This window comes from Pandoraea anhela (assembly GCF_902459655.1).
Classification (GTDB): Bacteria; Pseudomonadota; Gammaproteobacteria; order Burkholderiales; family Burkholderiaceae; genus Pandoraea; species Pandoraea anhela.
Genome location: NZ_CABPSB010000003.1, coordinates 1 through 12,533 on the forward strand (window position 1 = coordinate 1; position 12,533 = coordinate 12,533).

Below are 12,533 nucleotides of genomic sequence, written 5' to 3' on the forward strand. Positions count from 1 at the left end.
CCCGTGTGAAAGTAGGTAATCGTCAGGCTCCCCTTAAAAACCCCTTGTAGCCTTAGCTGCAAGGGGTTTTTGCTTTGGGCCCGCGATTTGTATCGACGTTTTGCACCCACACTTTCTACCGATGCGCCGATGCGCCGATGCGCCGATGCGCCGCTTGGCGGCAGTCGGTTGATGGTGCCGGCGGGGCGATAGCTTAATTTCAATGGACGTCTCCTACTCGCCGGATGTCTCGACGGTGATCCACTTGGTTCCGGTTCGGCGCTGCTCGTGCATCAGTTTCCCGGCGTTTGCGTGACGCACGCCTGGACGATGCCGTGCCTAATATGCGGTTTTGCCTGCTCGATTGCTTAACATCGCCTCGCTCGGTGCCGGTTGTGTATCAAAGTCCTCGCAGCGTTGAAGTGCTGCTGGCCTGAATGACGCGATGACTTCAGCGCCTGGCGCGCACTGGCGGCTGGCTGTTCTCAGAAGCCTCACCACACAACTTCCGAAAGAAGACGACGCGCTCTGTTTCGTTGAAACCCAGTGCTCGGTGGATCGCTTGGGCATCAATGTTGGATAGTGCGGTGTCAGAGGCAAATTCTGTGCAGCCCCGCTCCATGCCCCATTGCTCGATCTGTACGCATAGCGCTCTGGCAATACCGGAGCGTCTCATGGACGCTTCCACATAAATTCCTTCGAGGAACAGGACCGGTGACGTGTCGCAACCGTTGACGTAGTCGCGTCTTATCGACGCTTCTGCAAAGCCTAAGCACTCATCGGCTTGAGACATGGCGAGGAATGCCACGTATCGATCCGGTTGCGATAACAAATCCCTTCCATCACGTTCGTGCTCGGAGGCACTCGCGTCGGGCCAGAGTTTCGCTCTCACGCTTCCTAGCGATGCTACAGCGCCGGCGTGAACGCGCTTGATGAGAAACGGGCGTGGTGACATTCTGGGCGTTCGCTTGAGAGGGACGTTCCACCAGCCTACACGGTTTTCCCTGCGGCTTCAGGAATCGACTACTGCACCCGATGAGTCGGCAACGGGCCAGTAAATTCTCGTTGCCCAACCCCGCAATTCGATAAGCGAAAATTGGATCGGCTTAAGTTTGACATGCGTAAAAAAACGCGCTGCCCACTAGGACAGTGGGACAGCGCGTTCATGACGTTGCCGACGATGCCGAGACGCCAAGGCGCCTCGTCTTCGTCCGGCGTCAGGCGGTTGCAGCGGAGTCCGGGAATACCGGTTCGCCCAGGTTGAGCATCAGTCGGTTGGCCCACGCGAAGATGGCGATCGAGTGGATCAGGTCCAGAATCTCGGCGTCCGTCAGGCCTACGTCACGCAATGCCTGCAACTGCTCGGGACGGATGTCGCCAGGCGTCTGCGTCAGTGCAATCGAGAACTGGGCAATGGCCTTTTCACGGTCGGTCGTGCCGGCGGTGTGCGGGTCCTCGAAAACCTCGCGAATCACGTCGTTACGCTTCGCCAACTGCTCGAATCGCTGCGCATGCACCGACGCGCAGTACACACACCCATTGATACGCGAGACAACTGTCGTCGACAGCTCACGCTCGGCTCGCGGCATGCCGCCCGGCGCATACATGATCGCGTTGAACGCCGCAGAGCGTTGACGGAGAATTTCCGGCTGATGCACCAGAAAGAGGTAGTAATCCGACGTCTTCGCCTTCGGATGACTTTCCTCCAGCACGGCTACCTGCTCCGGTGTCGCCTTGTCGAGTGCGACCACATCGAGCCAGGCGTCCCAGTCGAGCGACTCGTTAGTAAATCCATGCGAACGGATGATCTCGCTCATGCTGCCGTCTCCTGTCGTGCCAGTTGATCAAGCGCTTGCAATCCCGCAACCAGACGCGTCTGGTACGACAGGAACGCAATCAGTTGTGCCAGTGCAACGACGGCAGGCGTCGTCAGTCCCGCCGCAGGCAACCGATGCAACGCTTCCTTATCCCCGGCAACAGGGTTCTCGATCAGCGTCTTCGTAAACACCAGCATCGCGCGCAGACGCTCATCCGTCACCTCCTGCGGCGAACCCGATTCGACAGCCTTCAGTTGCCCGGCATCCACATCGTAGTTATCCAGCGCCGCCCGATAGTGCGCAGCAAGCGATGCCGAGGGCGTCAGGCGACTGGCGTACAGCGCGACGAGCAAACGCTCGACGAGCGAAATGCCTTCGAGCTTCGGGTCGAACAGTCCTTCATAGCTACCCTGCGTCGCCACGGCGACCTTGTCGCGTGCGTGACGCAACGTATGCGTAGCCGATCCCGGCGTCAGACCGGCGACGCGGTCGACGAGATCGTTAGCAATGTCGTATTCAGTACTGACGGTCATGATTGTCCTTGTGATTGGGCGCGCTCGGCCACGGCCTGCGCGAGAAAGGCCTGCACTGCTACCCACGAACGCTCGTCGGCAATCGCATTGGCGTCCGGCACGCCACCGCCGGTGCTGATCTTGCCGGAGACGGGATGGGCGTATACGAGTTGCGTCGTCGGCACGTAAGGGAAGACGATGGCGTGTCCCGCCCGGTCGAAATCGAGATGCTCGACCGCATACGGGTGCGCATGTGCCGCGAGTCGCTCCGTGACCATGCGCGAGTAAAGGCTCGACGGCCATGAGCCGTCGTCTTGCGCGGATAGCAACATGACGGGCCCCCGGATCTTCTCGACAGGGATGCGGGCACGTTCGACGGCGGCCGCGTCGTCCAGCGCAGTCAGCATTGCACTGGCGTGACGATGCGGCGGCGGACCTTCGTCGAACGGCGCCCACGACGCGGTTCGGTTGTTCTCCCAGATGTGCGGCAACGGCTTGCCGTCGAGCAACCATGTCGGTCCCTCCCGACCGATCGCCGGATCGCACGCGTTCTGCGCACTGTGAATCAGCGCGCTCGGCACATAGCCGATGATTGCCGAGACGGCGTCCGGGAACGTCGCACCAAGCAGCAGCACCAACTCGCCGCCCCGCGACTGGCCGGACAACGCCACGAAGTCATGCGCGGGACGCACCGTGCGGCGCAGCCAGTCCATGCCCTTCGCGAAGTACTCGAGCGCCGTGTTAGAGATGTAGTCGGGCAGGCCAGGGCCTTTGAAGTACCCCAGTGCGAACGCCGCATACCCGTGCGATGCGTACAACGCGGCACGCGGCTCGTTGATCCCGCCGCCCGATCCATTGAGGATCATCACCGCTGGATAGGGACCCTCTCCCGGCGGCAGGTACAACGTGCCGACGAGTCCGTCTTCGCGCACGTCCCGCCGAGTGACACCTTCGGCGACAAGCCGCTGGGTGAACGACACCGATGTCGCCACTGGTGCCGAAGCGGTGCCGTGTTTCGGCGGCGCATCGGTCGTGGATGCCGTCGAACGCGACGTGAGCATCTGTTCCGACGCCGACGCCGACGCCGACGCCGACGCCCAAGCCGGGCCCTGTCTCAGCGGCGCATCGGTTGCAGATCCCGTCGTGCTCGACACGAGCGACCGCTCCGATGCCACGACCCGCGACGACGCGACACCATGTCCCGACGGTGCGTCCGAGACAGACGTCGGTGAAGACGTGCGATCCCGATCCGACGAAGACGCAGGTAAACCGTCCTCATCGACGACCTGTGCGACGACCGTCGTGACGAGCGGGGCAAGGACCGGTTGCGGGAAGACGTCGCGGCTCTTGCCGTCTTCCGGCACCTGCGACCAGATGAGACCCATTGCGGACACGCCGCGGTAGCTGCCGCTCACCGGGGCGTCGCGCGAGACATCGACGACACCGTCGGCGTCGGCCACAAACGTGGCCTGCGCGTGCCAGACCACACCGCCGGCACGCGCGGTGCGGGCCGCGAGCGTCACATGCGCGCCGGGCACCGCACCGCGCACCACGAGGTGGCGCGGCACGTCGATGAGCGCATCGGCGGGCGTCGCCGTCAGGATCAACGCGGTACTACAGGTCGCACCGAGCGAAGCCTCGGGCGACCCGATGGACGAAGAAGCAGACGATGAACCGGTCGATGAAACATGGGATGACGTCATGGCGCGGCGACCGGTTTACTTCGCTGCCTGGGTCACTTGCATCGCAACGGTGCGATCGCTCGTGAACGGCGTGACCTTCAGCCCCTTACGCGCCGCCCAGATGTTCTGGTAGTGATACAGCGGAATCGTGCCGACGTCGTCCGTCTCCACCTTCACCGATTGACGCAGTATCGCTTCACGCTTGCCCTCGTCGAACTCGGCCGTCGACGCATCGAGCGCCTTGTCGATGGCCGGGTTGCTGTAATGACCCCAGTTCGATGCACCAAGCCCCTTCTTTGCGTCGACCGTCGCCAGCACGTTCACGAGCGCATAGCTCGCCTCGCCCGTGCCGTTACCCCATGCCAGCATCGTCATGGCGTACTCGTTCTTGTTGGCGCGGCCCGAATACACCGCCCAAGGCACCACTTCCACTTGCGTCTTCACGCCGATACGCGTCCAGAACTGCGCCACCGCCTGGGCCGTTTCCGGGCCTTGCGGGTAGCGGTCGTTCGGCACGTGCATCGTGAGCTTGAAACCCTCGGGGAAACCGGCCTCGGCCAGCAGCTTCTTGGCCTGTGCCGCATCGAACGGAATGTCCTTCACGTCGGGGTTGTAGCCGAACGTATCCTTCGGCATCCACTGGTTGGCCACGCTGGCCGTGCCCTGCATGATGCGCGAGACGATCGCTTCGCGGTTGATGGCGAGCGACAGCGCGCGACGCACACGCACGTCGAGCAAGGGGTTCTTCGCGAGCGGCTTGCCGGCATTGTCCGTAATGTACTGATTCGTGCCTTCGCGGAACGTCGGCTGAAGCAGCATCACGCGCAGACCCGGATACGGATAGACCGTCACGTTCGGCGCCTTCTTCAGACGCGGAATGTCCGACGCCGAGACCTTGTCGATCACGTCGACGTCGCCCGCGAGCAGGGCGGCGGTGCGCGCCGCGCCGTTGTTGATGTAGCGATAGTCGACCTTTTCCCACTCCGACTTGCCGCCCCAGTAGTTGTCGTTACGCACCATCTCCACGCGGTCGCCCGGCGTGTACGAGACGTACTTGAACGGACCGGTGCCCACCATCGCACGCCCGGCGTTGTAGTCGTCCGTGTTCGACTTTTCACCGACGTGCTTGCTCACGATATGCACCGACGCGAGGTTCAGCGGCAGGTCCGGGTTCGGGATCTTCGTTTTCACGACGAGCGTGAGCGGGTCCGGCGCGCTCATCGTATCGATGGTGCGCAGGTAGCCGGCGAACGTCGCCACGCTGCCCGGCACGTTACGCGCGCGCTGGTACGAGTAGATGACGTCGGCCGCCGTGAACGCCTGACCGTCGTGCCACTTCACGTTCGGGCGCAGTTTGAATTCCCAGGTCTTCGCGTCGAGCGCCTTCCACGACACGGCAAGGCCCGGCTGGAGCTTGTTCCACTTGTTCTCGACGAGCAGATCCCAGAAGTGCAGATCGACCGAGCGGTCGCCCGCGTGGTTGTTCAGTTGCGGGTCGAGCGACGACAGCGGGTCGGCAAATGCGATACGGAGCGTCTGGCCGGACTGGGCAGATGCGGCTGCGCTCGTCACGAGCAGGGCAGCCGCCAGAGAGGACAACAAGAAGCGTTTCATTATCAATCGATCCTGGTCGTGGGTGATTCGGTTGGAAAGCCGGGCCGGTCGCGCAATCGGGCGATCGGGCGCTCGGGTCGGCGGAAATTCAGGCAAACAGGTCAGGTGTCGCGTCGGTCACACGTCGTTCAGATGACAGGCGCTGACGTGGTTGATCGCCACGCCGCGCAGCGTCGGCACTTCCGTGCGGCACCGCGGCATGGCGTGCGGACATCGCGGATGGAAGTGACAGCCGCCGGGCGGCGCGATCGGACTCGGGATTTCGCCGCGAATCGCGGAGAACGTCTTGTGACGCACGTCGATACGCGGAATTTCGGCCAGCAGCGCCTGCGTGTACGGATGGTTCGGGCGACGGAAGACTTCCTCGACCGGCGCGCTCTCGACGATGCGCCCCAGATACATGATCACCACGCGATCGGACAGATGCTCGACCACGCCGAGGTCATGGCTGATGAAGACATACGTCAGCCGCAGTTGCTCGCGCAGATCCATGAACAGATTCAGAATCTGCGCCTGAATCGAGACGTCGAGCGCGGCGACGGCTTCGTCGCACACCAGCAGATCCGGATTGACGGCGAGCGCACGGGCGATGCCGATGCGCTGGCGCTGTCCGCCGCTGAACTGGTGCGGGTAACGATGACGCAACGCCGGGTCGAGTCCCGCGCGCTGCAATTGCGCGCTCACGTAATCGTCGAATCCGGCGCGATCCGTGAGCCCATGCACGAGTGCGCCCTCACCCACGATGCGATCGATGCGCAGTCGCGGGTTCAGGCTTGCATACGGGTCCTGAAAGATCATCTGAATCTTCAGACGCGCGTCGCGCTGTTCGTCCGGGCTCAGCGACTGCGCCGGGCGTCCGTGAATCTGTACCTCGCCCGACGACGGCTTGAGCAACCCCGCAAGCATGCGTCCGAGCGTGGACTTGCCGCATCCCGACTCGCCCACGAGACCGACGACTTCGCCCGGCTTGACGATGAGGTCGACGTTATCGACCGCCCGTACGACGGCGGGCGGGCGCACGAGACCGGCGCGCTCGAGCAGGCGTGCGGCCGGACCGGCACGACGCTCGCCGAAACGCTTGCTCACGCCGCGCAGCGACACGATGGGCGCCGGCAGCGTAGCGCTCGGGCTGTTCGACTTGCCGTAACCGGCAGTCGCCGGACCGCCCGCGTTGGCGGGGCTGGCCGACTGGCCTTGCGGCTGCGGCGTGTTCATACCATCTCCTTTTGCAGCGCCGCGCCCGGGTGGAAGCAACGCACGAGGCGACCGGGCGACGTCTGCGTCATCTCGGGACGCTCGCCGCACACCGCCGTCGCATAAGCGCAGCGCGACGCGAAGGCGCAACCGGCGGGCATGTTCAGCAGGTTCGGCGTCATGCCGGGAATCTGGCGCAGACGCTGCCCGCGCTTGTTCAGGCTCGGCAGGCTGCCGATGAGTCCTGCGGTGTAGGGGTGTTGCGGCGCATCGAGCACGGCGTCGACCGCACCTTGCTCGACGATGCGCCCGGCATACATCACGGCCAGCGTGTCGGCCAGTCCGGCCACCACCGACAGGTCGTGCGTGATCCAGATGAGCGCGGTGCCGTGCTGGCGCGCGAGCTTCTGCACTTCCGAGAGGATCTGCGCCTGAATCGTGACGTCGAGCGCCGTGGTCGGTTCGTCCGCAATGATCAGGTCCGGGCGATGCAGCATGGCGATGGCGATCGCCACGCGCTGGCGCATGCCGCCCGAGAGCTGATGCGGATAAGCGCGCAGGCGCTCCTCCGGACTCGGGATGCCCATCATGCCGAGCGTGTCGCGCGCGAGGTCACGCGCCTGCGACTTCGACACTTTCTGATGCGCGCGCACGGCCTCGATCATCTGAGCATCGACGCGCAGCACGGGGTTGAGCGTCATCATCGGATCCTGAAAGATCATCGCGATGCGATTGCCTTGCAGGCGACGCAGCTCACCCGGCGACATCTTCGTCAGATCGCGCCCCTGGAACAGGACTTCGCCACCGACGATGCGGCCCGGCGCATCGACCAGCCCCATGATCGAGAAGCCGGTGACCGACTTGCCCGAACCGGACTCGCCAACGAGCCCCATGATGTGACCCGGCGGCAGCGAGAACGAGACGTCGTCCACGGCGGGCAGGGTGCCGGCGCGCGTGACGAATTGTGTGCGCAGATTGCGTACTTCCAGCGTGAGCGCGGACGTTGAGGAGGGAGATGACACGGCGCCGCTCATTTCTGCAACCTTGGATTGAACACGTCGCGCAGGCGATCGCCCACGAGATTGATGGCGACGACGGTGACGAGCAACGCCAGCCCGGGATAGAGGCTGATCCAGTATTCGCCGGAGAGCATCGTCTGATAGCCGTTGGCGATGAGCAGGCCGAGCGACGGCTCCGTCACCGGTACGCCGAGTCCGAGGAACGACAGCGTGGCTTCGAGCGTGATCGCGCGCGCGACCTGCAATGAGCCGACGACGATCAGCGGCGGCAGACAGTTCGGGAGAATGTGGCCCAGCACGATGCGCCAGTTCGGAATGGCCTGGCAGCGCGCGGCTTCCACGTACTCGCGTCGCGATTCCACCAGCGCCTGCCCACGTGCCGTACGCGCGAAGTAGGCCCATTCGAGTACCACGAGCGTGAGCACCACGTTGCCGATGCCTTTGCCGACGTAAGCGAGGATCATCAGCGCGACGAGAATCGACGGAAACGAGAGCAGCAGGTCGACCAGACGCATGATGAAGGCGTCGACACGACCGCCTGCGTAGGCGGCGGTCAGGCCGAGGATCGTGCCGAGAATGCCGGCGATGAGCGCCGAGCCGACACCCACCCCGAGGCTGATTCGCAACCCGTAGATGATGCCGGAGAGCAGGTCGCGACCCTGTCCGTCGGTGCCCAGCCAGTAGGTATAGGTGGCGGCGCCGTTGGCCGTCGCGGGCGGCAGACGCGCGTCCATCACGTCGAGCTGGCTCAGGTCGTAGGGGTTTTGCGGCGAGATCCACGGTGCGGCAAGCGCGGCGACGATCAGCACCGCCAGCACGACGAGACCGAGCACGGCACTCTTCGAGCGCAGGAACTCGCGCAGCCCTTGCTGCCACGGCGATTCACGACGCATCGGCACCGGCTCGGGCGCGAGCGCCGGTGCGGGGTTGCCGTTGGGGGAGACGTTGAGCGACATCAGGCAGCGGCCTCCACGCGCACACGAGGATCGAGCCACTTGTAGAGCACGTCCACGATCAGGTTGATCGATACGAACAGGCACACCACCACGATCAGATACGCCACGATCACCGGGCGGTCGAGCGCGTTGATGCTGTCGAGAATGAGCTTGCCGGCGCCGGGCCACGCGAACACGCTTTCGGTCACGACGGCGAAGGCGATGGTCGATCCGAACTCGAGGCCGATCACCGTCACCAGCGGAATGAGCGTGTTGCGCAGCACGTGCACGAGCACGACGCGCAGCGGCGACAACCCCTTGGCGCGGGCGAATTTCACGAAGTCCTGCGGCAGGACTTCGGAGACGCCGGCACGCGTGAGACGCAACACCAGCGAAATCTTGAACAGCGCCAGATTGAACGCCGGCAGGATCAGATGACGCAACCCGTCGACGGTGAGGAAAGACCATTCCACACCGAACAGACTCGCCGTCTCGCCCCGACCGCTCGCAGGCAGTACGCCGAGATGCACCGAGAAGAACATGATGAGCATCAGGCCGACCCAGAACGTCGGCAGCGAGAAGCCGACGATGCTGCCCGTCATCAGCAGTTTCGAGATCGGATTGCGCGGATACAGGCCTGCGAACAGCCCCAGCGGAATGCCGATGACCACCGCCAGCACCAGCGCGGCGAAGGCGAGTTCCAGCGTGGCGGGCAGGCGTTGCACAATCAGCTGGATGGCCGGGACGTTGTACACGAAGCTGTTGCCCAGATGGCCATGCAGCGCGCCGTCGAGGAACGAGAGGTACTGACGCCACAGCGGCTGATCGAGACCCAACTGCGCGATGATGCGCGCACGGTCGACCTGATCGACGTCCTGACCGATGAGGATGTCGACCGGGTTGCCGATGGCGTGCAGGCCGACGAACACGATCAGCGTCATCAGCCACACCACGAACACCGCTTGCAGCGCGCGGCGCAGAATCCAGGCGGTCATGATGCGAGAGACTCCTTGGCCTGGCCGGCCCCGTGAGGCTCGGTCCCGATCTCGGCCACGGCGGGCGGCGGCGGCGCGGGCGTCCATTCGTCGCCGTAGACTTCCGGCTCGGCGTATGCCTCCATATTGGCGTAGTGATGCGCCACGTCTTCACGATAGAACGTGCCCGCCAGCCCTTGCGCCAGACGCTTCGCCCCTTCGCTCACCGCCGGGATATCGCCCGAGACGGCGCCGTGCGAGAGCGTGGCGGGGGCGCAGAAGCAGTGAATGCGTTCCAGGCCGGGGCAGGCGCCCGGCGTCTTTTCCTGAAACTCGAACGTAGGACCGAGATCCGGGGAGTCGGACAGTTCGGCGTCTTCGTCGCCGGCGTCCGGCGTATAGCGATCGCTCCACTTGCGCACGGACTTCGAGAACGCGGCGAATTCCGGTCGTCCTTCGATATCGATACGGAAGCCCGTGGCGAAGACCAGGAAGTCGAGCACGAACGTGCCTTTAGCGGTGCGCACGTGCAGTGCATCGCCCACCGGCGTGACGTCGAGGATCGGCGCGCCGAGGTTGAAGCGGGCGTTGTCGTGACGCGAGACGCGCAGCGTGCTGCCGCGCGGTGGCGGCACTTGCTGCACGTTGACGTAGTGACGGATGCGCCACTTCCACTCGTCCGGTAGATTGAGATGGCCATGCGTGAGGCCCGGGTTGCCTGCGCCTTTGCCCTTGTTGATGCGGGGAATGTCCGCGCGGCGAATCAGCAGGTCGACGCTCGCCGCGCCGGCTTCGAGCGCGGTGGCGGCGCTGTCCATGGCCGATGCGCCCGCGCCGATCACGCCCACGCGCTTGCCGCGCAGCGTGGCGTAGTCCATGACGTCCGACGAGTGCGCCCAGAAGCGGCGCGGCAAGTCGCGGGCGAATGCGGGCACGGTCGGGCCGCCCAGGCCGTCGCGACCCGTCGCCAGCACCACATGGCGCGCATAAACGGTGCGGTTGCCCTCGGGCGACGTGACGGACAGTTCGACGAGGCCGTCTTCGCCTCGTGGCGTGACGTGATCGATGCGATGGTCGTTGCGCACGTCGATGGCGAGCACGTCGCGATACCAGCGCAGGTAGTCCATCCATTGCAGACGCGGAATCTTGTCGAGCGCTTCCCACGCATCAAGCCCGAACTGGGCCTCGAACCACGCACGGAACGTGAGAGCAGGCAGACCGAGCGCCGGGCCGGTGAGTTGCTTGGGCGAGCGCAGGGTTTCCATGCGCGCGGTGGTGGCCCACGGGCCCTCGAAGCCGCGCGGCGACTGATCGAAGATCACGGCGCCGACACCGAGATGCGTGAGCGACGCCGCCGCCGCCAGTCCGGCCATGCCGCCGCCGATGATGGCGACGTCGAGCACGGGCTGCGCGTTGTGCATGCGCTCGGGCACCCAGCGTCTGGCGGGCAGTTCGAGCCAGGCGAGGTCCTGGCGCAGACGCGCTTCGAGCGCGGGCAGGCCGGTGGCGGCGGTGGGGAACGTGGTCATGACGACTGAGCTTCCTTGGGAGCGGGCAAGTCGCCGTAGAGCGACTGCAAGACTTGAGCGTGTTCGGTGGCGGCGCGCTGCACGAAACCGGGCAGCAGGTCGCGGGCGGCGTTGGCCAGCGCTTCGACGAAGGCGAGCGCGGCGGGCGATGGCGCGCGGGCGTCGCGCGTGATGACGCCGAAAAAGAATGGGATGTCGGCGTCGATGGGACGCACCGCGACATCGGCGAGCGGCAGCCCGTAGGCCGTGACGGGTTCGAGTACCGCAACGCCGAGTCCGGCGCGCACGGCCGTCATCGCATTGATCGACGCGTTCGTCTCGATGAGCCCGGCCGGGGCGACGCCGGCTTGGGAGAACGCCTGATCGAGACGTCGGCGCAGCCGGTACGGGTTCTGCATGGTGATGATGCGACGCCCCGCGCAGGCGGCGAGCGGCAGACGCTCGTGAGCAGCCAGCGGGTCGTCGGCACGCACGGCGGCAACGCAGGCCGACTCGCCGATCCAGTGCACGACGATGCCGCGATGCTCGAGCGGGAGGCTGGTGACGCCGATGTCGGCCGCGCCGGTCAGCACGGCGTGCACGACTTGCTCCGGCGACGTGCTGCGCATCTGGATCTGATGCGTATCGTGGGCAAGCCCCGGTAGCGCGAGCGCGGCGGGTACCAGGCCCGCGGCCAGCGCCGAAGTGGCCGCGACATGCAGCGGGCGGGTCTGGCCGCGCGCGATTTCGTCGGCGCGGGAGCGGATCTGCTGCATGCCGGCGAGCACATGTTCCACGTCTTCGAACAGCAGAAAGCCCTGCTCGGTCGGTGTGACGCGCGGACCGCTGCGGGTAAACAGGGCGTAACCGATCTCGGCTTCCAGCTCCTGAATCATGCGGGTGATGGCAGGCTGCGAGCGCCCGAGCAGACGCCCGGCAGCAGTGACGCTGCCCGTCGACATGACTGCCGCGAAGGCTTCGAGTTGGCGTAATTCCATCTGGCTCGGTGTGGGGACGAAGCGCCGGCGCGTACCCCTACGCGCCAGCGCCCCGGTGATCGACGACGCCATGGCCGTCGATATCGCAAAACCTTGTATTCGGATTGCGTATTCTTCGACCGCCAGCATGCGTCTTGCAAATACTTAATGTTTATATGCTCATGACCCGAAGTGCAAAGGAGGGTTTTGCCTAGGTGGCATAAGGCGGAAAGCAATTTAGGACGGCGGAGACGCTTGCGGCGGTCTCTCGCAGCGTGAGACGCGCAGGCGGCGAACGCGATGTGTGAAGCGCCGACGGGCG

Annotated in this window: 12 protein-coding genes; all 12 read right to left on the reverse strand. The window is 65.0% G+C overall.

From position 1 onward, the window contains the following. A partial coding sequence (locus PAN31108_RS26590; protein WP_217426283.1) for a hypothetical protein occupies positions 1-203 on the reverse strand: 203 nt, incomplete at its 3' end. Between the two features lie 227 nt (positions 204-430). Next, the gene (gene aac(6') / locus PAN31108_RS05400) at positions 431-934 is read right to left on the reverse strand and encodes an aminoglycoside 6'-N-acetyltransferase (protein ID WP_150667882.1); all 504 of its coding nucleotides are present in this window, start codon (positions 932-934) and stop codon (positions 431-433) included. 262 nt (positions 935-1,196) lie between these two features. Continuing rightward, positions 1,197-1,796 carry a peroxidase-related enzyme gene (locus PAN31108_RS05405; RefSeq protein ID WP_150667883.1) on the reverse strand — a complete coding sequence of 200 codons (600 nt, stop codon included), beginning with the start codon at positions 1,794-1,796 and terminating at the stop codon, positions 1,197-1,199. Beyond that, positions 1,793-2,329, reverse strand: a complete 537-nt coding sequence (locus tag PAN31108_RS05410) for a CMD domain-containing protein (RefSeq protein ID WP_150667884.1) — start codon at positions 2,327-2,329, stop codon at positions 1,793-1,795. The genes PAN31108_RS05405 and PAN31108_RS05410 overlap by 4 nt, the downstream gene beginning before the upstream one ends. Then, the gene (locus PAN31108_RS05415) at positions 2,326-4,011 is read right to left on the reverse strand and encodes an acyl-CoA thioesterase/bile acid-CoA:amino acid N-acyltransferase family protein (RefSeq protein WP_150667885.1); all 1,686 of its coding nucleotides are present in this window, start codon (positions 4,009-4,011) and stop codon (positions 2,326-2,328) included. The genes PAN31108_RS05410 and PAN31108_RS05415 overlap by 4 nt, the downstream gene beginning before the upstream one ends. Positions 4,012-4,026: 15 nt before the next feature. Continuing rightward, on the reverse strand, positions 4,027-5,604 hold the full coding sequence (locus PAN31108_RS05420) for an ABC transporter substrate-binding protein (protein WP_150667886.1): 1,578 nt from the start codon (positions 5,602-5,604) through the stop codon (positions 4,027-4,029). A gap of 117 nt (positions 5,605-5,721) precedes the next feature. After that, on the reverse strand, positions 5,722-6,720 hold the full coding sequence (locus tag PAN31108_RS05425) for an ABC transporter ATP-binding protein (RefSeq protein WP_150668206.1): 999 nt from the start codon (positions 6,718-6,720) through the stop codon (positions 5,722-5,724). A 95-nt stretch (positions 6,721-6,815) separates the two neighbouring features. After that, on the reverse strand, positions 6,816-7,820 hold the full coding sequence (locus PAN31108_RS05430) for an ABC transporter ATP-binding protein (protein ID WP_370819579.1): 1,005 nt from the start codon (positions 7,818-7,820) through the stop codon (positions 6,816-6,818). An 8-nt stretch (positions 7,821-7,828) separates the two neighbouring features. Then, entirely contained in the window at positions 7,829-8,773 is a 945-nt protein-coding gene (locus PAN31108_RS05435) for an ABC transporter permease (RefSeq protein WP_150667888.1), read from the reverse strand. Beyond that, positions 8,773-9,747, reverse strand: a complete 975-nt coding sequence (locus PAN31108_RS05440; RefSeq protein WP_150667889.1) for an ABC transporter permease — start codon at positions 9,745-9,747, stop codon at positions 8,773-8,775. The genes PAN31108_RS05435 and PAN31108_RS05440 overlap by 1 nt, the downstream gene beginning before the upstream one ends. Then, positions 9,744-11,255 carry a flavin-containing monooxygenase gene (locus PAN31108_RS05445; RefSeq protein ID WP_150667890.1) on the reverse strand — a complete coding sequence of 504 codons (1,512 nt, stop codon included), beginning with the start codon at positions 11,253-11,255 and terminating at the stop codon, positions 9,744-9,746. The genes PAN31108_RS05440 and PAN31108_RS05445 overlap by 4 nt, the downstream gene beginning before the upstream one ends. Next, entirely contained in the window at positions 11,252-12,232 is a 981-nt protein-coding gene (locus tag PAN31108_RS05450; protein WP_150668207.1) for a LysR family transcriptional regulator, read from the reverse strand. Before PAN31108_RS05450 ends, PAN31108_RS05445 begins: the two co-directional genes overlap by 4 nt. Positions 12,233-12,533: the final 301 nt, after the last annotated feature.